Source organism: Actinomadura sp. 21ATH, assembly GCF_041951345.1.
GTDB lineage: Bacteria > Actinomycetota > Actinomycetes > Streptosporangiales > Streptosporangiaceae > Spirillospora.
Genome location: NZ_JBGNUR010000002.1, coordinates 695,768 through 716,886 on the forward strand (window position 1 = coordinate 695,768; position 21,119 = coordinate 716,886).

At 73.4% G+C, this 21,119-nt stretch carries 24 protein-coding genes; 7 read left to right on the forward strand and 17 right to left on the reverse strand.

The genetic code is table 11. The annotated features are described in order from the left end of the window. Positions 1–3 precede the first annotated feature (3 nt). The gene (locus tag ACA361_RS09680; protein ID WP_375011491.1) at positions 4–924 is read left to right on the forward strand and encodes a hydroxymethylglutaryl-CoA lyase; all 921 of its coding nucleotides are present in this window, start codon (positions 4–6) and stop codon (positions 922–924) included. Between the two features lie 2 nt (positions 925–926). After that, positions 927–2,075, forward strand: coding sequence for an acyl-CoA dehydrogenase family protein (locus ACA361_RS09685; RefSeq protein ID WP_375012000.1), 1,149 nt, complete (start codon positions 927–929; stop codon positions 2,073–2,075). 51 nt (positions 2,076–2,126) lie between these two features. On the opposite strand, the gene ACA361_RS09690 is transcribed toward ACA361_RS09685, so the two are convergent. The 3 genes from ACA361_RS09690 to ACA361_RS09700 form a co-directional block, all read right to left on the reverse strand. Beyond that, a complete protein-coding gene (locus ACA361_RS09690) occupies positions 2,127–3,554 on the reverse strand; it encodes a GntP family permease (protein ID WP_375011492.1) in 1,428 nt (475 codons plus the stop codon). A 67-nt stretch (positions 3,555–3,621) separates the two neighbouring features. Continuing rightward, positions 3,622–4,749: a glycerate kinase gene (locus ACA361_RS09695; protein ID WP_375011493.1), complete on the reverse strand. Its 1,128-nt coding sequence runs from the start codon at positions 4,747–4,749 to the stop codon at positions 3,622–3,624. A gap of 156 nt (positions 4,750–4,905) precedes the next feature. Continuing rightward, on the reverse strand, positions 4,906–5,982 hold the full coding sequence (locus tag ACA361_RS09700) for a CdaR family transcriptional regulator (protein ID WP_375011494.1): 1,077 nt from the start codon (positions 5,980–5,982) through the stop codon (positions 4,906–4,908). A gap of 378 nt (positions 5,983–6,360) precedes the next feature. Here ACA361_RS09700 and ACA361_RS09705 point away from each other — a divergent pair, with 378 nt between their 5' ends. Continuing rightward, entirely contained in the window at positions 6,361–7,824 is a 1,464-nt protein-coding gene (locus ACA361_RS09705; RefSeq protein ID WP_375011495.1) for a DHA2 family efflux MFS transporter permease subunit, read from the forward strand. A 151-nt stretch (positions 7,825–7,975) separates the two neighbouring features. On the opposite strand, the gene ACA361_RS09710 is transcribed toward ACA361_RS09705, so the two are convergent. The 6 genes from ACA361_RS09710 to ACA361_RS09735 form a co-directional block, all read right to left on the reverse strand. Continuing rightward, positions 7,976–8,098, reverse strand: a complete 123-nt coding sequence (locus ACA361_RS09710; RefSeq protein ID WP_375011496.1) for a hypothetical protein — start codon at positions 8,096–8,098, stop codon at positions 7,976–7,978. Next, positions 8,095–8,346 (reverse strand): hypothetical protein, encoded by a 252-nt coding sequence (locus ACA361_RS09715; protein ID WP_375011497.1) that lies wholly within the window; start codon positions 8,344–8,346, stop codon positions 8,095–8,097. Before ACA361_RS09715 ends, ACA361_RS09710 begins: the two co-directional genes overlap by 4 nt. Positions 8,347–8,755: 409 nt before the next feature. Further along, complete coding sequence (locus tag ACA361_RS09720; RefSeq protein ID WP_375011498.1) at positions 8,756–9,049, reverse strand: hypothetical protein; 294 nt, start codon at positions 9,047–9,049, stop codon at positions 8,756–8,758. Further along, positions 9,046–9,345 (reverse strand): hypothetical protein, encoded by a 300-nt coding sequence (locus ACA361_RS09725; RefSeq protein WP_375011499.1) that lies wholly within the window; start codon positions 9,343–9,345, stop codon positions 9,046–9,048. Before ACA361_RS09725 ends, ACA361_RS09720 begins: the two co-directional genes overlap by 4 nt. After that, on the reverse strand, positions 9,345–9,587 hold the full coding sequence (locus ACA361_RS09730) for a hypothetical protein (protein WP_375011500.1): 243 nt from the start codon (positions 9,585–9,587) through the stop codon (positions 9,345–9,347). The genes ACA361_RS09725 and ACA361_RS09730 overlap by 1 nt, the downstream gene beginning before the upstream one ends. Beyond that, positions 9,584–9,817: a hypothetical protein gene (locus ACA361_RS09735; RefSeq protein ID WP_375011501.1), complete on the reverse strand. Its 234-nt coding sequence runs from the start codon at positions 9,815–9,817 to the stop codon at positions 9,584–9,586. Before ACA361_RS09735 ends, ACA361_RS09730 begins: the two co-directional genes overlap by 4 nt. A 177-nt stretch (positions 9,818–9,994) precedes the next feature. Between ACA361_RS09735 and ACA361_RS09740 the strand changes: the two genes are divergently transcribed. Further along, complete coding sequence (locus tag ACA361_RS09740; RefSeq protein ID WP_375011502.1) at positions 9,995–11,296, forward strand: hypothetical protein; 1,302 nt, start codon at positions 9,995–9,997, stop codon at positions 11,294–11,296. Here the strand turns inward: ACA361_RS09740 and ACA361_RS09745 are convergent. The 3 genes from ACA361_RS09745 to ACA361_RS09755 all read right to left on the reverse strand — a co-directional run bounded on the left by ACA361_RS09745 (position 11,251) and on the right by ACA361_RS09755 (position 13,790). Next, the gene (locus ACA361_RS09745; RefSeq protein WP_375011503.1) at positions 11,251–11,790 is read right to left on the reverse strand and encodes a GNAT family N-acetyltransferase; all 540 of its coding nucleotides are present in this window, start codon (positions 11,788–11,790) and stop codon (positions 11,251–11,253) included. The genes ACA361_RS09740 and ACA361_RS09745 overlap by 46 nt on opposite strands. A gap of 127 nt (positions 11,791–11,917) precedes the next feature. Then, complete coding sequence (locus ACA361_RS09750; protein WP_375011504.1) at positions 11,918–13,486, reverse strand: acyl-CoA synthetase; 1,569 nt, start codon at positions 13,484–13,486, stop codon at positions 11,918–11,920. 73 nt (positions 13,487–13,559) lie between these two features. After that, positions 13,560–13,790 carry a DUF397 domain-containing protein gene (locus ACA361_RS09755; RefSeq protein ID WP_366615645.1) on the reverse strand — a complete coding sequence of 77 codons (231 nt, stop codon included), beginning with the start codon at positions 13,788–13,790 and terminating at the stop codon, positions 13,560–13,562. Between the two features lie 196 nt (positions 13,791–13,986). Here ACA361_RS09755 and ACA361_RS09760 point away from each other — a divergent pair, with 196 nt between their 5' ends. Continuing rightward, entirely contained in the window at positions 13,987–14,610 is a 624-nt protein-coding gene (locus tag ACA361_RS09760; RefSeq protein ID WP_375011505.1) for an ATP-binding protein, read from the forward strand. A 37-nt stretch (positions 14,611–14,647) separates the two neighbouring features. Here ACA361_RS09760 and ACA361_RS09765 read toward each other — a convergent pair whose 3' ends face one another. The 4 genes from ACA361_RS09765 to ACA361_RS09780 all read right to left on the reverse strand — a co-directional run bounded on the left by ACA361_RS09765 (position 14,648) and on the right by ACA361_RS09780 (position 18,641). Next, positions 14,648–16,069 (reverse strand): trehalose-6-phosphate synthase, encoded by a 1,422-nt coding sequence (locus tag ACA361_RS09765; protein WP_375011506.1) that lies wholly within the window; start codon positions 16,067–16,069, stop codon positions 14,648–14,650. A gap of 163 nt (positions 16,070–16,232) precedes the next feature. Beyond that, a complete protein-coding gene (locus tag ACA361_RS09770) occupies positions 16,233–16,913 on the reverse strand; it encodes a DUF6348 family protein (RefSeq protein WP_375011507.1) in 681 nt (226 codons plus the stop codon). Positions 16,914–17,203: 290 nt separating this feature from the next. Beyond that, positions 17,204–18,094: a PCRF domain-containing protein gene (locus ACA361_RS09775; RefSeq protein WP_375011508.1), complete on the reverse strand. Its 891-nt coding sequence runs from the start codon at positions 18,092–18,094 to the stop codon at positions 17,204–17,206. Positions 18,095–18,167: 73 nt separating this feature from the next. Next, a complete protein-coding gene (locus tag ACA361_RS09780) occupies positions 18,168–18,641 on the reverse strand; it encodes a DoxX family protein (RefSeq protein ID WP_375011509.1) in 474 nt (157 codons plus the stop codon). A 97-nt stretch (positions 18,642–18,738) separates the two neighbouring features. On the opposite strand from ACA361_RS09780, the gene ACA361_RS09785 reads away from it, so the two are divergent. Next, complete coding sequence (locus tag ACA361_RS09785; protein WP_375011510.1) at positions 18,739–19,206, forward strand: MarR family winged helix-turn-helix transcriptional regulator; 468 nt, start codon at positions 18,739–18,741, stop codon at positions 19,204–19,206. Positions 19,207–19,222: 16 nt separating this feature from the next. Continuing rightward, positions 19,223–20,323 carry an FAD-binding protein gene (locus ACA361_RS09790; RefSeq protein ID WP_375011511.1) on the forward strand — a complete coding sequence of 367 codons (1,101 nt, stop codon included), beginning with the start codon at positions 19,223–19,225 and terminating at the stop codon, positions 20,321–20,323. Here the strand turns inward: ACA361_RS09790 and ACA361_RS09795 are convergent. Beyond that, complete coding sequence (locus ACA361_RS09795; RefSeq protein ID WP_375011512.1) at positions 20,305–20,958, reverse strand: HD domain-containing protein; 654 nt, start codon at positions 20,956–20,958, stop codon at positions 20,305–20,307. The two genes, ACA361_RS09790 and ACA361_RS09795, sit on opposite strands and share 19 nt — an antisense overlap. Positions 20,959–21,119 lie beyond the last annotated feature (161 nt).

Consider the following 21,119-nt stretch of genomic DNA (forward strand, 5'->3'; position numbering starts at 1 on the left):
GCCATGCGCGCACCGCTGGACGGGCTGCCCGAGCGCGTCACCGTCTACGAGGTCGGCCCGCGCGACGGGCTGCAGAACGAGAAGGCGGTCGTCCCGGTCGCCGACAAGGCCGAGTTCGTCGTCCGGCTGGCCGCCGCCGGCCTGCGCACGATCGAGACGACGAGCTTCGTCCATCCCCGGTGGGTGCCGCAGCTCGCCGACGCCGAGCAGCTCCTCGACGTGCTGCCGCGCCGCCCCGACCTGCGCTACCCCGTCCTCGTCCCGAACGAGCGCGGCCTGTCCCGCGCCCTGGACAACGGCGTCACCGAGATCGCCGTGTTCGGCAGCGCCACCGAGACGTTCGCGCGCCGCAACCTCAACCGCACCGTGGACGAGTCGATCGCGATGTTCGCCCCGGTCGTGGAGCGCGCCCGCGCCGAGGGCCTGTGGGTGCGCGCGTACATCTCGATGGTGTGCGGCGACCCGTGGGAGGGCGACGTGCCCATCGCGCAGGTCGTCTCCGTCGCCAAGCGGCTGATGGACCTGGGCTGCTCCCAGCTCAGCCTGGGCGACACCATCGGCGTCGGCACCCCGGGCCATGTCACGGCCCTCATCACCGCCCTCGTGGAGGCCGGGATCGGCACCGAGCGGCTGGCCGTCCACTTCCACGACACCTACGGCCAGGCCCTCGCCAACACCCTCGCCGCCCTGCGCGCCGGCGTCACCACCGTCGACGCCTCCGCCGGCGGCCTCGGCGGCTGCCCGTACGCCGAGAGCGCCACCGGCAACCTCGCCACCGAGGACCTGGTGTGGATGCTCGACGGCCTCGGCATCGACACCGGCGTCGACCTCGCCGCGCTGGCCGCCACCAGCCGCTGGATGGCGGACCGCCTCGGCCGCCCCAGCCCGTCCCGCGTCGTCCAGGCGCTGACATCGAAGGATTGATGATGATCGACTTCACGCTCACGGACGAGCAGGAGGAGCTGCGCCGCACGGTCGAGCGGTTCGCGCGGGAGACCGTGGCGCCGGTGATCGGCGAGCTGTACGAGCAGGAGCGGTTCCCGTACGAGATCGTGTCCGCGATGGGCAAGATGGGGCTGTTCGGCCTGCCGTTCCCCGAGGAGCACGGCGGCATGGGCGGCGACTACTTCGCGCTGTGCCTGGCGCTGGAGGAGCTGGCCCGGGTGGACTCCTCCGTGGCGATCACGCTGGAGGCCGGCGTCTCGCTGGGCGCGATGCCGATCTACCGGTTCGGGTCGGAGGCGCAGAAGGCCGAGTGGCTGCCGCGCCTCACCTCCGGGGAGAACCTCGCCGCGTTCGGCCTCACCGAGCCGGGCGGCGGCTCGGACGTCCCCGGCGGCATGCGCACCACCGCGCGGCTGGACGGCGACCACTGGGTGATCAACGGGACGAAGTCGTTCATCACCAACTCCGGCACCGACATCACCTCGTTCGTCACCGTGACGGCGCTGACCGGCGAGCGCGAGATCTCCACGATCATCGTCCCGAACGGCACGCCGGGCTTCACCGTCGGCCGGAAGTACTCCAAGGTCGGCTGGAACGCCTCCGACACCCGCGAGCTGTCGTTCGACGACGTCCGGGTCCCGGCGGCGAACCTCGTCGGCGAGCGCGGCCGCGGCTACGCCCAGTTCCTGCGCATCCTGGACGAGGGCCGCGTCGCGATCGCCGCGCTGTCGGTCGGGCTGGCGCAGGGCTGCGTGGACGAGTGCCTGCGGTACGTCCGCGAGCGCGAGGCGTTCGGCAAGGAGATCGGCCGCTACCAGGCCATCCAGTTCAAGATCGCCGACATGGAGCTGCGCGCCCACACCGCCCGGCTGGCCTACTACGCCGCCGCCGCGCGGATGCTGGCGGGCGAGCCGTTCAAGAAGGAGGCGGCGATCGCCAAGCTGGCCGCGTCCAACGCCGCCATGGACAACGCCCGCGAGGCGACGCAGATCTTCGGCGGCTACGGCTTCATGAACGAGTACCCGGTCGGCCGCTTCTACCGCGACGCCAAGATCCTCGAAGTGGGCGAGGGCACCTCGGAGGTGCAGCGGATGCTGATCGCCCGCGCCCTGGGGCTGCCGCCCGCCTGACCGGGACGGCGTCCCGGCCGGGCGGGCGGCACAGCCCGGCGGGCCGCCCGGTCAGAGCAGGGCCACGCCGAGGACGAGGACCACCGCCAGCGCCGAGAGGCCCTGGACGAGGGTCGCCGCGGTCTGGGCGCGGTACGCCGTCGAGACGCTCATGCCGGAGAACTGCGTGACGACCCAGAAGTACGAGTCGTTCACGTGGCTGACCACCATGGCGCCGGCGCCGATCGCCATGACCGCGAGGACCTGGCCGATCGGGATCCCGCCCATCATCGTGTCCAGGCCGAGCGCGGGCAGCAGCGGCTGCGCCAGCGTGGAGGTGATGATCAGCGCGGCGGTGGTGCTGCCCTGCGCGGTCTTCAGCAGCGCGGCCAGCGCGAACAGCACCAGCAGCGCGACCGGCCCGGCGACCGCGGAGCCGTCCCCGATGAGGGTCTTGATGTAGTCGGCGATCGGCGTCGCCTTGATCACGGCGCCGAACGCGCCGCCGGCCCCGGTGATGACCAGGATGACGGCGGCGTCCGACAGGCCCTCGCCCACCCAGGTGGTCAGCACCTCGGCGTCCCGGCGGGTGGGCAGCAGCGCCAGCGCGAGCACGACGCCGATGAGCAGCGCGTTCACCGGCGCGCCCAGGTCGGTGAGGACGTCGCCGAGCATGCCGCCGACGAGGGTGCCGCCGCCGGACGGGAACGCGGCGACCGACCCGGCCGCCATCAGCAGGATCGGCACCAGGATCGGCGTCACCGCGCGGCCGAGGCCGGGGATGCGGTCGAACTGCGCCTTGTACTCCTCGAACGACTGCTCGGCCTGCGGCAGCGCGCTCTCCAGGTTGCCGGTACGGCGCAGCGCCCACGCCAGGCCGGCGATGGTGGCGACGAGGGACACCGGGATGCCGAACAGGATCACCCAGATCAGGCCGTCGGAGCCGATGCCGACGTTACCCGCGGCGGCGATCGGGCCCGGGGTCGGCGGGACGAAGGTGTGCGAGGCGTACAGGCCGGTGGCCAGCGCGGTGCCGAGGACCACGGGGTTCTTGCCGGTCTTGCGGGCGATCGAGCGCTGCAGCGGCGACAGCACCACGTACCCCGAGTCGCAGAACACCGGGATCGACACGACCCAGCCCATCAGCGACATCGCGATCGCCGGATGCCGGCGGCCGATGACCTTGAGCACCGCTTCGGCCAGCGTGACGGCGGCGCCGGTGCGCTCCAGCACCTTGCCGATGATCGTCCCGAAGATGATCACCAGGCCGATGCTCATCAGGATCGACCCGAAGCCGTCGGCGACGGTGCCGCCGAGGTCGTCGACGTACGGCTTGTCCGATCCCGCCGCGGCGCCGATGCCCATCGCCGCCAGCCCGAAGGCGAAGGTCGAGACGACGATCGCCAGGAACGGGTGCAGCTTGAACCGGCCGCTCAGCAAGATGATCAGCCCGATGCTCGCGGCGAGCGCGAGCAGCAGGAAGGGGCCGGTGGTCTCCATGGAACAGAACTCCTAGACGTGCTCGATACGGGGGTGGGACGGGGTGGGGAAGACGTGGGCGGCGCGATCAGGCCGCCCGCAGCCGGACGACCTGCTCGGCCAGATCGGCCAGGAGGGGGCCCGCCGCGCCGATGAGCTCGCCGAGCGTGCGGGGGCCGTCGGCGAGGCTGAACGCGGCGGTCAGGCCGAGGGCGTACATGTCGTCCAGCGGGCCGGCCACCGAGCCGGCCAGCGCGACGACCGGCAGGCCGCGGTCGCGGGCCAGCCCGGTGACCACCGAGACCGCCTTGCCGCCGGCGCTCTGGCCGTCCAGCCGCCCCTCCCCGGTGATCACCAGGTCGGCGCCGTCCAGCGCGGCCGGCAGCCCGACCAGCTCGGCGACCAGCTCGGCGCCGCGGGCGGGCTCGGCGCCGAGGACGGCGACCATGCCCCCGCAGGTGCCGCCGGCCGCGCCGGCGCCGAGAAGGTCGTGCACGCGGACGCCGTAACGGTCCGCCAGGACGTCGGCGAGGCGGGCCAGCGCGGCGTCCAGCTCGCGGACCTGCGCGGGCGTCGCGCCCTTCTGCGGCCCGAACACCGCCGCCGCCCCGGACGGGCCGACGAACGGGTTGGTGACGTCGCACGCGACGCGGAACCGCGTCTCGCGCACCACCTCCGGGACGCCGGAGTCGTCGATCGCGGCGAGCCCGGCGAGCGCGCCGCCGCCCGGGGGCAGCTCGGCGCCGTCCGCGCCGGTGAACCGCACCCCGAGGGCGCGGAGCAGGCCCGTCCCGCCGTCGGTGGTGGCGCTGCCGCCGACGCAGACCAGGACGTCGCGGGCGCCGCGGGCGACGGCGTCGGCGATCAGCTCGCCGGTGCCGGTGGTGTCGGCGCGCGCCGGCTCCCGCTCGTCCTCCGCCAGCAGCGGCAGCCCGGACGCGGCCGCGAGCTCCACCACGGCCGACCGCCCGTCGCCGGCGAGCGCGTACCGGGCCTCGACGGGGCGGCCGAGCGGCCCGGCGACGGTACGGACGATCTCCCGGCCGCCGCGGGCGCGCAGGAAGCAGTCCAGGGTGCCCTCGCCGCCGTCGGCCATCGGCACCGCGGTCACCGCCGCGCCGGGCAGCGCGCGGCGGACGCCGGTCTCCACGGCCGCGCAGACGTCGGGCGCGCTGAGGCCGCCCTTGAACGAGTCGGGCGCGACGACGATCCGCACGGCTGCTCCTCCTGTTGTCCCTGGTCACGCGGGTTGAGGAGACCTTAGGAGCGAACGGCGGGCGCGGGCACCGGCCGCGCGCACAAAGTCCGGCCCCCGGGGGGCCACCCCTTTTGTGCGGGACGCCAAGCCGGCCGGGCCCGAGGCTCGGGCCCGTTAACCGAGGTCGGCGAGGTACAGGGCGGCCTGGAGGGCCACCGCGTCGTCGAACGCGCGCGGGTCGCGTCCGGTCAGCTCGGCGATCCGGCCGAGCCGGTAGACGAGGGTGTTGCGGTGCACGTTCAGCGCCCGGGCCGCCTCGGTGACGTGCCGGTCGTGCGCGAAGTAGGTCCGCAGGGTGCGGCGCAGGTCGGCGGGCAGCGCACCGAGGACGCGCCGCCCGGCCGCGTCGGCCACCTCGCCGGGCAGCTCGGCGAGCAGGACGGCGACCTCCTGGTCGCGCAGCGTCGTCTCGGGCGGCAGCGTCCGGCGCCGCAGCGCCAGGCGGCCGCGCCGCACGTTCTCCAGGAGGGCGCCGAAGTCGGCGGCGGCGCCCGCGTCCAGGAGGCAGGCCCCGGGCAGCTCGCCGCGCATCTCGCGCAGCCGTCCCCGCAGCGACGCGGGCGCCGCCGCCCCGGCCACCGCCCACAGGGTGCCGGTGACGTCGACCGACGCCAGCACCTGCTCCTCACCGCCGCCCAGCCGCCGGTAGAGCAGCGCGGCGGCGCCGGGGGCGTCGGGCGCGCCGGGTCCTGGGCGCAGCGCGAACAGCGCGAACGGGGCCGCGGGGCGGGCGCCGACCAGGCGGAGCCGGCGGCGCCACTGCGCCGCGGTGAGGCGGCCGGCGACCAGGTCGGCGACGATCTGGTCGCGGGTGCGGGCGCGCCACTCGGCCTCGGCCCGCATCTCCTGCTGGGTGATCATCAGCTCGGTCATCAGCGCGACGGCGCCGGCCAGGTCGCCGACCTCGGCCGGCTCGCCGGTCACCCCCACCACCCCGGCGATCTCCGCGCCGATCCGGACCGGCAGGTTGACCCCGGCGCGGGTGCCGCGCATCGACCGGGCCTCGGCCCCGGTCACCGCGACCGGGGCGCCGCTCCGCAGCACCCGGACCGCGCCGTCGTGCTCCTCCCCGACGCGGTCCCGGTCGCCGCTGGCGATGATCACGCCGCGGCCGTCCATGAGATTGACGTTCCGGCCGAGCCGCCGCATGATCTCGTCCACGATGGCCTGCGCGTCGGTACCGGCGATCACGGCTGCCAGCGTAGGCGACGGCCAGGCCCCGCGGCCGTACCGCGGAACGGCCCGGATCAGGTGTCGCGTGCGTCACATCCGGTTGACCTCCAGCGCGGTGGAGGTTCGAGGGTGGACGTACCGGACCTGCCAGGACGAGGGAATTTTGTCGGACCTCGCTGGAATACTCCTTGATCTGGCGCGGTTAAATCGTTCGCCGAAGTGTCAGTCGCTGCAGTAATTTGCTTCGGACCCCAGCCCTCTTGACCATGCCCGCATGCCTGCATGCCCGGGCCCGACGATTGGAAGACTCAGTTGACCGCTCCCGCTACCGCCAAGGCGGCGGACGGCCCCCAGGCCGCGGACTCAGGTGGAGGGCTAGATCGCGGCGTACTCGCCGTGGCCGCGGTCGTGGTGCTCGGCGCGATCATGTCCATCCTGGACGTGACGGTCGTCAACGTCGCACTCAAGCACCTCACCGAGGACTTCAACGCCCCGCTCGCGACGATCCAGTGGGTCGCGACCGGTTACACCCTCGCGCTCGCCACCGTGATCCCGGTGACCGGCTGGGCCTCCGCCCGGTTCGGCACCAAGCGGCTCTACATCATCTCGATCATCCTGTTCGTGGCCGGGTCCGGCCTGGCCGGGATGGCGTGGAGCGCCGAGTCGCTGATCGCGTTCCGGGTCCTGCAGGGCCTCGGCGGCGGCATGATCATGCCGGCCGGCATGACGATCCTGACCCAGGCGGCCGGCCCGCAGCGGGTCGGCCAGGTGATGAGCATCGTCGGCATCCCGATGCTGCTCGGCCCGATCACGGGCCCGATCCTGGGCGGCTGGCTCGTGGACGACGTGTCCTGGCGCTGGATCTTCTACATCAACGTGCCGATCGGCGCGGTCGCGCTGTTCCTCGCCTGGAAGATCCTCAAGAAGGACGAGCCCCGGCCGGCCGAGCGGCTGGACTTCCTCGGGCTGATCCTGCTGTCGCCCGGCCTGGCGGCGCTGATCTACGGCCTCGCCACCGGCGCCGAGAAGAACGACTTCGCCCGCACCGACGTGCTGATCACCGCGATCGGCGGCGCCGCCCTGGTGATCGCGTTCGCGTTCCACGCGCTGCGCAAGAGCAACACGAGCCCGCTGATCGACCTGCGGCTGTTCAAGCGCCGCTCGGTCGCGGCGGCCGCGGGCACCATGGTGCTGTTCGCCTGCGCCTTCTTCGGCGCGATGCTGGTCCTGCCGCTGTACTACCAGACGGTACGGGCCGAGACCGCCTTCGCCGCGGGCCTGCTGCTCGCGCCGCAGGGCTTCGGCGCGATGGTGACCATGCCGATCGGCGGCAAGCTGACCGACAAGCTCGGCCCCGGCAAGGTCGTCCTGGTCGGCCTCTCCATCGTGGTGCTGGGCGTGGCGGGCTTCGCGGCCCAGCTCACCCCGGACGCCTCGTACTGGACGCTGGGCGTGGCGCTGTTCGTGATGGGCCTCGGCATGGGCATGACGATGATGCCGACCATGTCCGCCGCGATGCAGACCCTGAAGCACGACGAGGTCCCGCGGGCCAGCACCGCGCTGAACATCATCCAGCAGGTCGCCGGCTCCATCGGCACCGCGTTCATCGCCGTCATGCTGGCCACCCAGATGCGCGACCGCGGCCTCGACATGGGACACGGCATGGCCGCCGAGCCGCCGGCCGGCGCCGCCCAGGTGCCGCCGGGCGTCATCGAGAAGCTCATCGGCAACATGGCGGACGCCTTCCAGACCACCTACTGGTGGTCGCTGGCGCTGCTCGTCCTGGCCTTCGTTCCGGCCCTCTTCCTGCCGCGCAGGAAGCCGGAGGCCCCGGTCGACGCCCCCATGCCGATGCACTGACGGACGGCACGCCGAGCGCCCCGGTACGGACTCCCCGGAGTCCGCGCCGGGGCGCTCGCCGTTTCAGGGCTTGCGGGCGACGCCGACGAAGAGGTCCATCTCGGGCGCCTCGTCCGCGGAGCCGTCCAGCGTCCCGGCCGCCCGGGGCCGCTCAGGTGGCGGCGGTCTTCCAGTACTGCTCGATGAGTGGAGCGATCTGCACGTCGACGTCCACCGTGCCGCCGTCCGGCGTGGTCATCGGCACGGCGGGGTAATGCTGGACCCAGCCGGTCACGGTCGCGCCCCGAGCCGGTATTCGGCCCACCGGCCGGTGAGGTCGGCGTGCAGGTGCACCCAGCCGGCCGCGTTGGCCTGGCTGTGGTCCCGCCACTTGGCGGCGAACACCTTCGAGAACAGGTCGAGGTGTTCGGGGTAGGCGTGCGAGGTGTGGTGCTTCTTGCGGAAGTCGTAGACCAGCAGGCTGAACGCCCAGTCGGGGATCAGCTCACGCGGGTCCTTGACGGCCGCGGCGGTGAGGGTCATCGGAACCTCCTGCGCGCTGTTGTGTGCACGACTCCGGATCGCGCCTTCCCGGAGCCGAGGACGGCGGTGTGGTCACCGCTGCCGAGCCATGGCCGCGGCGGCCGCGGCGAGCAGGACCGGCAACGTCACCGCGACCGCCCGCTGGGAGATCACCCACGCAGCCGTGCCCTGCACCGCGTCCCAGATCGCCATGACCACCGGTCCTCCTGTTCGGGGGGCGTACGGCCGGTGCACCCGAGGGGATCAGAGCACCGGCCGTACGTTCCCCCCTCACGGCCGGGCGGCAGCGCGGCCCTGCCGCCGCCCGGCGATCGCGCGGGGCGGGCGCACGGCTGTCACGCCGCCCGGCCGGCCCGCCCCACTTCTGGTCCCGCGGCCGGGGCTGTCTCGGACCCCGGGCCGCGGGTGTTCAGGTCCGCCGTTCGGTCTCGGCGATCAGGGCCGAGACCTCCTCGGCGGCGGCCGCGCACACCTCCTCCTTCTGCCGCGGCCGGCCCATCTCGCGGTACCGCCAGCCGTAGTCGCACTCGGCCCGGTAGCGCGGGACCGGGCTGGCAGGCAGGCCGCCGATGTCGTACCAGAGGCTCCAGCCCGGATGCCGCTGCTCCAGCTCCCGGCACGCCTCCAGCGCGCCGTCCGGCCAGCCGAGCCGCTCGGCCAAGATCTCGCGGTTCCGCTCGGGGGCGACGGGGGGCAGGCTCATCGGGTGAGCGCTCCTTCGGTGATCGGCTCGCGTGCCGGCAGGAACCGGCCGAGCAACTGGTCGATGGCGGCGACGGCGCGCGGCAGGTCGTCGCAGCGCGCCAGCGGCCTGCCCGTGCTGGAGCGGAACCACGGGCCGGTCCGCTCGGAGGTGACGTTCACGGTCTCGCCCACGACCGGCAGCGTCGGATGGAAGACGCGCAGCCGCACCGGGATCTCGTCGTAGCGGGGCACCGCCCGCCAGCCCGCCGCGGCCAGGGCCTGGCCGAGCGCTTCCAGCGACTCGGTGTCACCCATCACACGACCTCCCAGTGCACGCCGCCGTCGTCCTCCCGGGTGGCGCGGGCGACCTCGCCGAGATCGACGTACCGCGCGTGCCCGGCCGACGACAGCGTCACCCGGCGCACCGAACCCACCGCGCCGGCGGGCGCCTCGGCCAGCTCGACCGCGACGTGCCCGGCCGCCCGCGCCGGGCTGTCGGTCACGCCCGCGGCGCGACGGCTGAAGACGTTCCAGCTGTAGAGCCTGACGGAGCTCATGCCGGGCTCCCCACCGGCCGGTCGATCCGCATCGCCGCGTCCAGCGCGATGCGCATCTCCTCGGCGTCATGACTCACCAGGCGGGTGACGAAGGTCCCCTCCCTGCCGAGATAACGCTGGGCGACCCAGGTGTGCGGGCCGTCCCGGTGCAGTGAGAACTCCCAGTCGGCGAAGTCCGCTCTCAACGCGGTGAGGGCGTCCATCGGGTCCCGCGTCATAGCATCGTCCATGGGTCGGACCTCACTTCCGGCCAAGGCCCCGGGCCCCCGGTGTTCGCGCACCGGGCCGGGGCCGCTTTGCTGTTCACCGGCCATGCAAGCCTCGTCGCGGTTAGCGTTGTAGATGCTGTCTGCTGCCCGTTGCGGCAGGCAGCACAGGCAGCGCCCCCCAACGGGTAGGAATCGGACATGTCGACGTTCGGCACCGAGATGCGCGCACTCATGGCCGAGCAGAGCCTGTCCCTGCGCAAGCTGGCCAGGGACGTCCACTACACCGACGGCTACCTCTCGCGGATCTCGCGCGACGTGCGCATCCCATCGGCCGACGTCGCCCAGGCCGTCGACGCCGCACTCAAGGCGGGCGGCCGGCTCATTGCCCTCGCGCAGGCAGCGCAGGACAGCGCGGATCAGGCGGGTAGCGTTGAAGGCGAGGAACACCCGACTCGCGAGGATGACGACGAGATGCACCGACGCCGCCTTCTGCAGGCCCTGGCCACGCTCGGTGCCGCCTCCTCCCCGGCGGCCGACGCCCTCCAGCAGATCCGCGGCGGCGTGGACCGCGCCATCGGCCGGGACGAGGGCAGCCACCTGGAGGAGTGGGAGGAGACGGTCGCCGAGTACGGATACAGCTACCTGCTGCTGCCTCCGCACCGGCTACTCCGCGACCTCGCCGCCGACCTGGTGATCGTCCAGCAGGCCGCATCGCGCCACGCCGGCGGCCGCCTGTACCCCGCCTGGTGCCGGGTGACCAGCGGCCTGTCCATGCTCATGGCCAAGTCGCTGTGCAACGCCGGCCAGTCACGGCTGGCGCGGGAGTGGTGGTCCACCGCGCAGCACGCCGCCCTCACCTCAGGCGACATCGACCTGAGTCTGTGGGTGACCGGGGAGCGGCTCGTGCACGGCCTGTACGAGCAGCGCCCCACCGCGATCCTGCTTCGCCGGGCCGACGAGGCCCTCGCCCACTCCACAGGCGCGCCGGGCCGCGGCATGGCACAGGTCCGCACCGTCCGCGCGCAGCTGTTCGCGCTCCAGGGCGACGTCACGGCCGCGGCCGCCGAGCTGCGCGCCAGCGAGACGGTCTTGCAGCGGCTGCCCGGGTCGGTGACCCGGGACGTGCGCTCGGTAGCGGGGTGGGCCGAGGACCGGATCCGCTATACCGAGGCGTGGGTGCACGCGCACACCGGCGACCGCGACCGCCTGGACGCCGCCGTCGAGCGCGCCCGCCAGGTCCTGCCCGCCGACGACCCGCGCGTGCGCGCCCAGCTCAGCCTGCTGCGCGCCGCCGGCCACGTGCGGGCCGGCGACGCCACCGAAGGCGTCCGGCACGCCCACACCGTCTACGAGGCCCAGCCCGCCGACCATCGGACCGCCATGGTGACCAGCCTCGCCCGCCAGGTCATGGATGCCGTGCCCGAGGCGGGCCGCAGCGAGCCTGTCGTCGCCGCCTACGGCGAGCTGCTGGCCGCGGGCGCACCCAGGTCGATCACGTAGAGGTCGTACCACGGCTGGGTCTCGCCCGCTCCCCCGGGCGTGCCGCCGACGTGGCGCCAGCCCCATCGCCGATACATCCGCTGGGTCCGCTCATCCGGCCCCGTCGCCAGGGTCGCGCGCTCCTCGGCGCGGCCGGCCAGCAGCTCCTGCAGCAGGCGGCGGCCCAGCCCCTTGCCGCGGTGCGCGGGGCGGACGGCCAGGTCGATCACGGCGAAGGTGCGCCGCCCGGTCTCGGCGGTGAACTCGGGGGGTGCCGCGGGCTCCAGGTCATCCCACCATCCGGTCCTGGCCGACAGCGGCAGGCCGTAGGCGACACCGGCCAGCGCGCGGCCGTCCCGGGCCGTCACCGCCTCGAAGCCGGGAGACTCGATCTGGCGCCGCATCCGGGCCCGGTAGTCGCCGAGGTCGTAGTGTGGGAACGCCGCGGCGTAGACAGCCTCTATCTCGGCGAGATGCGTCCGGACGCCCGCGCCGTCGAGATGCTCAACGTCCATCCGGCCATGAGATCACAGAGACATCCTGAAGACTTCCCGAAGCCTTCCCGGCCGTGCACATCGAGTGCACATGAGGCCGGGAAGTGCGGTGAGCTCTCCGGGAACTCTAGGGAAGTGTTCCGCCGGCTCAGGCCGAGGATCCGGTCTTACTCCGCTGGCCCTCCCCGGGCCGGTTCCAGTACTCGTCCTTCAGGAGGCGCTTGTAGAGCTTGCCGGTCGGGTGGCGCGGCAGCTCGTCCCGGAAGTCGATCGAGCGGGGGCACTTGTAGTGCGCCAGGTGGTCGCGGCAGTACGCGATCAGCTCGGCCTCCAGGTCCGGGCCCGCCGCGGCAGGGTCGACGGGCTGGACGACGGCCTTGACCGCCTCGCCCATCTCCGGGTCGGGGACGCCGAACACGGCGACGTCGGCGACCTTGGGGTGGACGGCCAGCGCGTTCTCGGCCTCCTGCGGGTAGATGTTCACCCCGCCGCTGATGATCATGTACGACTTCCGGTCGGTCAGGTAGAGGAAGCCGTCCTCGTCCACGTAGCCGACGTCGCCGAGGGTCGTCCAGCCGTGGCCCCAGGGGTCGCGGGACGCCTCGGTCTTGGCCGGGTCGCCGTGGTACTCGAACTCCGGCCCCTCGCCGAAGTAGAGGGTGCCGGACTCGCCCGGCGGCAGTTCGGCGCCGTCCTCCCCGCAGACGTGGATCCTGCCGAGGAGGGGGCGGCCGACGGTGCCCTTGTGGGCGAGCCAGTCGTCGGAGTTGGTGTAGACGAAGCAGTTGCCCTCGGTGCCGGCGTAGTACTCGTGCAGCACCGGCCCCCACCAGGAGATCATCTGCTCCTTGACGGGGATGGGGCACGGGGCCGCCGCGTGCACGGCGCAGCGGAGGGACGACAGGTCGTACTTCGCCCGCGTCTCCTCGGGCAGCTTGAGCATCCGGATGAACATCGTCGGCACCCACTGGGAGTGGGTGACACCGTGCTTCTCAATGGCCGCGAGCGCCTGCTCGGGGTCGAACCTCTCCATCACGACGATCGTGGCGCCGAACCGGATGAAGTTGATGCAGTAGCGCAGGGGCGCCGCGTGGTAGAGCGGGGCCGGCGAGAGGTACACCGAGTTCTCGTCGGGCTGGAAGAGCAGCGAGAGCAGCTGGAACAGCGGGCCCTGCTCGCCCATCGGGGCCAGCGAGATCTTCGGCTTGATGCCCTTGGGACGGCCCGTGGTGCCCGACGAGTAGAGCATGTCCATGCCCTCGCACTCGTTCTCGATGGGCGTCGCCGGGTGGCGGGCGACCTCCTGCTCGTACGAGCGGAAGCCCGGCGCGGTGCCGTCGAGCATGAGGCGCAGGCCGACGTTCGGCGTCCGGCCGGTGATCGCCTCGGCCGGTCCGGCCACGGCGGCGCTGGCGATGAACGCCTTGGCGCCGCAGTTGTCGACGATGTAGGCCAGCTCGTCGGCCTGGAGGCGGGAGCTGATGGCGGTGTAGTAGAGCCCGGAACGCTGCGCCGCCCAGGCGATGGCCAGGAACAGCGGGTGGTTCTCGAGCATGAAGGCGATGTGGTCGCCCGGGCGCAGCCCCTCCGCGTGGAGCAACTGCGCGAGCCGGTTCGACTCCTCGTTCAGCTCTCGGTACGTGATGACCCGCCCGGAGCCCGCCATGATCACGGCGGGCTTGCCGGGGGTCCGTTCAGCGATCTGCCCCAGATGCATGAAACCGCACGCTACCGGGCGGAACGCCGATATGGAATGGGATTCGGTTTACTGGCCGGCCCGAGGTTTACCGTCAGACCAGCATGTGATCGAAGTCACCGTCCTTGGCGCCGCCGACGAAGGCCTCGACCTCCTCTCGCGTGTAGATCAGGACCGGGCCGTCCGGGTACCGCGAGTTGCGCACGGCGATCTCTCCGGTCGGGAGCTCGGCCATCTCGACGCAGTTACCGCTCGGATTGCTCCTTCGGCTCTTCAGCCAGGCGAGTTCGGTCCGCCGGACGTCCGACAGCTCGGCACCGTCCATCTTCTGCCCCCTCTAGGCGTTACCGCCTCCCTCTCGGGAGGCCGCGATCTCGCCCCACCCCAACGTCATGGTACGAGATGCACGTGCATTCGTTCTTGCATTCGTTCATGCAGACGGTCTTGCATCTGCACGACATGGGGAGCAAGATAGCGAACGCCCGCCCACGTACCGACCCGCACGCCTCTGGGGTTTGACAATGATCGTTGACCAGGCAGACGACGTGGCGGCTCCGGCCGTCCCCAGCGGACGGCGGCACCCGCGCCGGCACGTCGCGCCGGATCACCCGGCCCGGTCGGCCGCCCGCGCGCACGCCGCCGCGGCCCCCGACGCGCCCGCGCCCGGCGCGCCCGCCGCCGTACCCGGGCTGGCCGGCCTCTGGCCCGCCCCGGCGGCCGGCGCCCCGCGCACCGCCCGCACCGTCCTCCCGCCCGAGAACACCTCGCCGAAGGAGGCCCGCGCCTTCACGCAGGCCACGCTGCGCGAGTGGGGGCTGGCCGGGGACGCCGCCGACGACGTGCTCGTCGCCGTCTCCGAGCTGGTGACCAACGCGATCCAGCACGGCGTGCGGGAGCAGCCCCGCCCGCTGCCCGCCGGGCCGATCCAGCTGGTGCTGCTGGGCCACCCGCGGCGGCTGGTGGTGACGGTGACCGACCCGGGCAGCCGGCCCCCCGAGCCGGTCGCGCCCGAGCCCGGCCGGTTCGGCGAGGGCGGCCGCGGGCTGCTGGTGGTCGGCGCGGTCAGCGGCGCCTGGGGCTGGGCGCCGCTCGCGACCGGGGGCAAGGCCGTCTGGGCGGCCTTCGACCTGCGGACCGCCGCCTAGGCGGCCCGCGGGTCCCGGCCGCCCCGGGCGGGCCCGGTCAGACCTCCTCCAGCGAACTGAGGAAGTCCTGCGCCCAGCGGTCGACGTCGTGCTCGATGACGCGCTTGCGCATCGCGCGCATCCGGCGCGCCTGCTCTGCGGGCTCGGCGTTCAGCGCGGCCAGGAGGGTCTCCTTGAGGCCGTCGATGTCGTACGGGTTGACCTGGAACGCCCGGCGCAGCTCGGCGGCCGCGCCGGCGAACTCGCTGAGCACCAGCGTGCCGCGCAGGTCGGCCCGGCACGCCACGTACTCCTTGGCGACCAGGTTCATCCCGTCCCGCAGCGGCGTCACCACCATGACGTCGGCGGCGAGGTAGAGCGCGGCGAGCTCGTCCCGGGTGTACGAGGTGTGCATGTAGTGGACGACCGGGAAGCCGATCTCGCCGTACTCGCCGTTGATCCGGCCGACCAGCTGCTCGATCTCGTCGCGCAGCAGCTGGTACTGCTCGACGCGTTCCCGGCTGGGCGTGGCGATCTGCACGAACGCCGCCTGGCCGGGCTTGAGGTGGCCGTCCCCGAACAGCTCGCCGAACGCCTCCAGCCGCTGCGTGATGCCCTTGGTGTAGTCGAGCCGGTCCACGCCGAGCAGGACGGTGGCGTCCCCCAGGTCCCTGCGGATCTCCTCGGCCCGCTCGCGCACGTGGGGGGCCGCGATGAGGTCGTTCAGCTCGCCGACGTCCACCGAGATCGGGAACGAGCGGGCCCGGACGACCCGGTCCTCCCAGAAGACGTCCTGCTTGTTGTAGCGGGCGTCCAGGAGGCGCCGGCACAGCCGGACGAAGTTGTTGGCCGCGCCGGGCAGCTGGAAGCCGACCAGGTCGGCGCCCAGGAGACCCTCAAGGATGCGGCGCCGCCACGGCAGCTGCCAGAACAGCTCCAGCGGCGGGAACGGGATGTGCAGGAAGAAGCCGATCCGCACGTCGGGGCGCAGCTTGCGCAGCATCGCCGGGACGAGCTGGAGTTGGTAGTCCTGCACCCAGACGATCGCGCCCTCGGCCGCCACCTCGGCGGCGGCGCGGGCGAACCGCTCGTTGACCCGGACGTAGGCGTCCCACATCTGCCGGCTGTACACGGGGGGAGCGACGACGTCGTGGTACAGCGGCCAGAGTGTGGCGTTGGAGAAGCCCTCGTAGTAGAGCTCCACGTCCTCCGACGACTGCGGGACCGGGAGCAGTTTCATGCCGTCCGTCTCGAACGGCTCCAGGACCTCGTCCGGGGCGCCGTGCCAGCCCACCCAGGTGCCCTCTCGGCGCCGCATGACGGGGACGATCGCGCTGACGAGCCCGCCCGGGCTGCGCCTCCAGGCCGCCCCTCCGTTGTTCCCGTTCCCGTTCCCATTGCCATTGCCGTTCCCGTTGCCGGGGACCCGGTCGACGGGAAGCCGGTTGGCCACGACGACGAATTCACTACCTTGCGACACCAGCTACCAGCCTCCTGAACAGCGTTGGTGATCACATGCCCAGAAAAACCCGAGTTAGGCCATTGTGTCAGGTTGACGGGAACCCACCTCGGCCAGGTGCCGAGATCCCGGGGCCGCCCTGGTCAGATCCCCGCGGCGGCCGATGTCAGGGTACGGGCCGCCGTCATCCGCGCGGCACGACCAGCGCCCAGGACTTGAGCGAACCGTGCCCCGCCCACGGCAGGTGGTCGGCGACGTGCCCGAAGGCGTCGCTGCTGTCGCCGTTCAGCAGCGTCACCTCGGTGATCGGCCCGTCCGGCATCCGGGCGCAGAACGTGTACACCCACAGCGGCCGCTCGGGCAGCGCGTACCCGTCGAACAGCTCCTCGACCACCACCATCGTCGGCGGCCGGCCCGCCGCGGCCCGCTTGAGCTCCTCGCCGAGGCCGCCGAAGTCCCGGATCGCCAGCGGCCCGTAGTAGACGTCGGCGGTCCGGCCCGCGCTCGCGACCGTGAACGCCGCCGCGCGGGCGGCGAGATCGCCGCCGGGCATCGCCATCGCGGCGAACACCGGGAGGACGTTGTGGGTCCAGGCGTCGAGCGCCTGGGTCACGGGATGCCGCTCGTCGACGGCGACGCCGACCGCCTGGTCCCACGCGAAGGGCTCGCCCCAACTCGGATGGTTGACTCCGATCGGCACCCGGATGCTCATTCCGTTGTGCTGGATCTCGGGCGTGTCCACCGCGATGCGCATTTTCTGGTCCGGGAGATGGACCAACGCGCCCTCCGCGCGCACCGCCAGGCCGTGCCCCTCGCCGAGCATGCGGGCCAGGAAGGCCGCCACCTCGTGCGCACCGATCTCCATGCGACCTCCTCACCGGCCCGTTCGCGCGGGACGGCTCACGGTAGCGGGACGGCCCCGGAGCGGTCATGACATTCGCGTCATACCGCCCCCGACCAGCGATCTTGCATTACGGTCCCCCGATTCTCGTGATGCGGATCACCACTTATCGGCCATCATTGGACGGCAAACGCGACAAAAAGTAAGAAAAGCCCTTTATGCCGCCGCAGGGCGCGCCGCCCCCGCTTCCACCGCAGGGAAGCCCCGGGTTATGGCGCGTCCGGAAATGAGGCCCGGGTCGCGGTGCCGCCCGCTCACGTCCCGCCGGAGGGGCGGGCTTCCGCGACATGGATCCGGACGGGGTCCGCTCCCGGGTTCAGGAAGCGATGCGCCGGCTCGCCCTCAGGGACGGCGGCCGCCAGCGCGCGGGCCGCGATCTGGCGCAGCGCGTTCCCCCTCGCCTCGCGCTGATCGGCGCCGGTCCCGAAGCAGGAGGTGCCGGTCGGGACGTGCGTGATGAAGAACGAGGGCGGCTGATCGGGATCCCGCGTGCACACCGTGTCGATCCGCCAGTCCTCCGGCCTCCCCGGCAGGGACGCGCCGGTGCCCGCGTCGGGAAGCACGGTCACGCGTACCGCGAGGTCTTCCGCACCCTGCTCTCCGTGCCCGCCCGGCTCTCCCCGCTCCCCCTGCGCGCGCACGAGGTGGACGCCGTTGTCGGCCTTGAGGTCCGCCCACACGCCGGGATCGCCGTCCCCTCCCCCGGCGACGGCGTACGTGTCACGGCCCAGCGCGCCCGCCGCGCCGTCCAGGGGCCGCATCCGCCGGCCGTGACGCCCGGCGAGGGCCAGGTAGAAGGCGGCGACCGCGCGCCTGCCGCGCTCCTCGCCCTCGATGCTCAGGACGGCGTCGTACGGGTCGTACCGGTCCCGGCCGGCCAGTTCCGCCGCCAGCCCGCCCTCCAGGGCGCGGCATTCGGCGGCGAGCCGGTCCGCCTCGGCCGTCCACGCGGAGTCGCCGGCGGCGAACTCGCGCGCCGCCGCGAGGTCCTCCCGCAGGGCGCGCAGCCGCGCGGCGGTCTCGCGCAGCGGCTCCAGGGCCCGCAGGGAGCGGCGGAGGCAGCGGGCGAGGAGGAAGTCGCGGAGCACGGCGGGATCCGCCAGCCGCGCCTCAAGGCGCGCGCACTCGTCCTCCACGTCCAGCATGCGGCCATGAAAGCACGAAGCCCCGTACGGAGCAGGCCCGTACGGGGGCTTCGCCAGGTAGGGAGGCGACGGGTCAGGCGCCGACCTTCTCGCGCTCGCGCTCGCGTCCGCTCGCGGAGGCGTTCCGGCCGCCGCCGAACAGGACGCCGTCCACGCTGATCCGGCCGGCGCCTGCGAGGGCCAGCAGGAGGGCGCCGGCACCGAGGACCAGCACCAGCTCGTAGCCGCCGTCGGCGGCGAACAGGCCCTTGTCGAGGTGGACGAACCAGAGCGCGCCCGCCATGTTCAGCGCGAGCAGCACCCCGGCGACCGGCGTGAGCACGCCGATGATGAGCGCGAGGCCGCCGAGCAGCTCCACCCAGGTGGCGAACAGCGCCGACAGGCTCGGCGCCGGGATGCCCATGGCCTCGAACGCCTTGGTCTGGCCGGCGTGGCCGTTGTCGGCGAACTTCTGCCAGCCGTGCGCGACGAAGACGGCGCCGAGCGCCAGGCGGCCGATCAGCAGCCCGATGTCGGGGAGTACGGGGAGACGGCGGGCGAGGTTCATATGCGTGGTCCTCCGGGAGCCGAGAGTTGCTTGAACGTTCAAATCTCAGCCGAGGCTACCAGAAGTAGTTCAAATTCAAACCAACTACACTGGACGCATGGACGAACCCGGGGACCCCGGGGCCCTGGAGCCCCTCGAGATGCGCGCCTGGGTGGCGTTCCTGGAGGCGTCCCACCTGGTCGAGCACGAGATCCAGCGGCAGCTCAAGCGGGACGGCGGGCTCTCGCACGCCGACTTCGACGTGCTGATCAACCTGCGGGTGGCGGACGCGGGCCGGATGCGGATGTCCGACCTGGCGCGGAAGGTGATGATCTCCAAGAGCCGGCTGACGTACCAGATCACCCAGCTGGAACGGGCCGGGCTGGTCCGCCGCACCGCCTGCGCCACCGACCGGCGCGCGGTGTGGGCCGAGCTGACCGAGGCGGGCGCCGAGACGCTGGCCCGGGTGCGGCCGGGGCACCGCAGGGTCGTCCGCGAGAACCTCATCGACGTCCTGACGCCCGGCGAGCTCCGGACGCTGGGCGAGACCCTCGGGCGAGTCGCCGACCGCCTCCGCGGCCGGTAGGGCGGCGGGCGGCGGCATGCGCGACTTCGGCGGGCTGGCACGGCGGACGCCGCGCGAGGTCGTGCGCCCCGCCATCGACCGGGAGGCCGCCGCGGCGGCGCGGCGCGGCGCGGTCCCCCGCGGCCGCGGCCACTCCACCGGCGGCCAGTCCCTCACCGGCGGCGTCTCGCTCGACACCGGCGGGCTCGCCGCCGTCCACGCGATCGGCGCCGACCGGATCTCGGTCGGCGCGGGCGCCACCTGGCGGGACGTCCTGGCCGCCACGCTGCCGCGCGGCCTCGCGCCGCCCGTCCTCACCGACTACCTCGACCTCACCGTCGGCGGCACGCTCTCGGCGGGCGGCGTGGGCGGCGCTTCGCACGTCCACGGGACCCAGGCGTGCAACGCGCTCGACCTCGACGTCGCCACCCGCGACGGGGAGATCGTCCGCTGCTCCCCCGCCCTGAACCGGCCGCTGTACGACGCCGTGCGGGGCGGCATGGGCCGGCACGGCGTCATCACCAGGGCCACGCTGCGGCTCGTACCGGCGCCGCGGCACGTCCTGTCCTGCAAGGTGTCCTGCGAGTCCGCCGCCGAGCTCCTCGGCCTCCAGGGGAGCGTCCGCGCCGACCACCTCTCCGGCCAGGCCAAGGCGGCGGAGGCGGGCCGGCGGTACGAGCTCCGGGCCGTCCTGTACGAGGGCGAGGCCCCGCCGCCCGGCCTGCCCGCCGGCGCCGAGGCCGAGGTGGAGCGGCTGCCGTTCGCGGAGTTCGCCGACCGGATGCGCCCGGACGTCGAGGAGCTGATCGTCCTCGGCGAGTGGGACCGCGCCCACCCCTGGGCCATGGCGTTCCTGCCGGGCCCGCGCGCGGCGGCGTTCATCGAGCGGACGCTGGACGCCACGGGCCCGGCCGACCTGGGCCTCAGCGGCCTGGTCCTGATCAAGGCGCTGGCGGTCCCGCGCACGCCCGCGCTCCGGGCCCCCGCCGATCCCGTGCTCTTCGGCCTGCTGCGCACCGCCTCGCCCGGCTACACCCCCGCCGCGGACATGCTCGACGCCAACGGCCGCTTCCTCGCCGAGGCCACCGCCCTCGGCGCGGTCCCGTACCCCGCCGTGCCCTACCGAGCGTCCTGCTGAGTGCCGGGCCGGCCCTGGGGCCCGACCGGGAAGGCGTTCTGGAAGGACAGGCGGTCGTCGGCGCCCTCGGCGATCCGGCCGCACACGTCGTCCAGCGCCAGGAACGCCTGCCAGGGCGCCTCGCCGGACGCGACCGCGAGCCGGTCCACCACGAGCTGCTCCAGGTCCCGGACGCGCTTGGCCTTCCAGACCTTGTCGGCCAGGCTCACCAGCAGGTCGTCGATCCCGATGCCGTCGTCGTTCCAGGACGAGTGGGTGCGGGCGAAGCGGGCGAGGCGCTCCTCCACCCCGTAGGACAGCAGCAGCCCGTACCCGGCCTCCTCGTGCGCCGCGCCGGGGCCGGACAGCTCCTCGGGGTGCAGGGCCTTGCCGATGTCGTGGGTGGCGGCGCCGAACGCCACGGCGAGCGGGTCGGCGCCCGCCCCCGGGTAGCGGGAGCCGATCCAGTCGGCCAGCTCGCAGGCGACGTCGTGGACGGCGCGCAGGTGGGCGGCCAGCCGGGGCGGCGCCTGGACGGCCTCCAGCAGCACGGCGGCCGGCCCGGGCAGCGGGCGCGGCCCCGGCGCCTCCAGCGCCCGCCGCAGGTCCGCGGACATCTCGGCGGCCATGTCAGGCCCGCCGGTCCAGGTCGCCACCGGCGCTTCCCGCCCCCATCGGCGTCCCTCCTCGTCGGCCGTCGCAGCGTTCCACAATGCCACGGATCGGGCGCCTCCGGCTGTGTCGTACGACGCGATCGCCGCCGATCCGTGTAAAGCGCGTGCAACGGGTAGGGATCCCCGTGCAAGCGATGGACCAA

What these genes read in the sequence shown, in the direction of transcription:
- ACA361_RS09720 (WP_375011498.1), bottom strand. Translation starts at nt 9,049, where the DNA reads ATGAGCCTGCCCCCCGTCGCCCCCGAGCGGAACCGCGAGATCTTGGCC.
- ACA361_RS09780 (WP_375011509.1), bottom strand. Translation starts at nt 18,641, where the DNA reads ATGAACCTCGCCCGCCGTCTCCCCGTACTCCCCGACATCGGGCTGCTG.
- ACA361_RS09760 (WP_375011505.1), top strand. Translation starts at nt 13,987, where the DNA reads ATGATCGTTGACCAGGCAGACGACGTGGCGGCTCCGGCCGTCCCCAGC.
- ACA361_RS09790 (WP_375011511.1), top strand. Translation starts at nt 19,223, where the DNA reads ATGCGCGACTTCGGCGGGCTGGCACGGCGGACGCCGCGCGAGGTCGTG.
- ACA361_RS09775 (WP_375011508.1), bottom strand. Translation starts at nt 18,094, where the DNA reads ATGCTGGACGTGGAGGACGAGTGCGCGCGCCTTGAGGCGCGGCTGGCG.
- ACA361_RS09690 (WP_375011492.1), bottom strand. Translation starts at nt 3,554, where the DNA reads ATGGAGACCACCGGCCCCTTCCTGCTGCTCGCGCTCGCCGCGAGCATC.
- ACA361_RS09680 (WP_375011491.1), top strand. Translation starts at nt 4, where the DNA reads ATGCGCGCACCGCTGGACGGGCTGCCCGAGCGCGTCACCGTCTACGAG.
- ACA361_RS09745 (WP_375011503.1), bottom strand. Translation starts at nt 11,790, where the DNA reads ATGGACGTTGAGCATCTCGACGGCGCGGGCGTCCGGACGCATCTCGCC.
- ACA361_RS09685 (WP_375012000.1), top strand. Translation starts at nt 927, where the DNA reads ATGATCGACTTCACGCTCACGGACGAGCAGGAGGAGCTGCGCCGCACG.
- ACA361_RS09770 (WP_375011507.1), bottom strand. Translation starts at nt 16,913, where the DNA reads ATGGAGATCGGTGCGCACGAGGTGGCGGCCTTCCTGGCCCGCATGCTC.
- ACA361_RS09715 (WP_375011497.1), bottom strand. Translation starts at nt 8,346, where the DNA reads ATGACCCTCACCGCCGCGGCCGTCAAGGACCCGCGTGAGCTGATCCCC.
- ACA361_RS09730 (WP_375011500.1), bottom strand. Translation starts at nt 9,587, where the DNA reads ATGAGCTCCGTCAGGCTCTACAGCTGGAACGTCTTCAGCCGTCGCGCC.
- ACA361_RS09750 (WP_375011504.1), bottom strand. Translation starts at nt 13,486, where the DNA reads ATGCATCTGGGGCAGATCGCTGAACGGACCCCCGGCAAGCCCGCCGTG.
- ACA361_RS09725 (WP_375011499.1), bottom strand. Translation starts at nt 9,345, where the DNA reads ATGGGTGACACCGAGTCGCTGGAAGCGCTCGGCCAGGCCCTGGCCGCG.
- ACA361_RS09785 (WP_375011510.1), top strand. Translation starts at nt 18,739, where the DNA reads ATGGACGAACCCGGGGACCCCGGGGCCCTGGAGCCCCTCGAGATGCGC.
- ACA361_RS09735 (WP_375011501.1), bottom strand. Translation starts at nt 9,817, where the DNA reads ATGGACGATGCTATGACGCGGGACCCGATGGACGCCCTCACCGCGTTG.
- ACA361_RS09740 (WP_375011502.1), top strand. Translation starts at nt 9,995, where the DNA reads ATGTCGACGTTCGGCACCGAGATGCGCGCACTCATGGCCGAGCAGAGC.
- ACA361_RS09755 (WP_366615645.1), bottom strand. Translation starts at nt 13,790, where the DNA reads ATGGACGGTGCCGAGCTGTCGGACGTCCGGCGGACCGAACTCGCCTGG.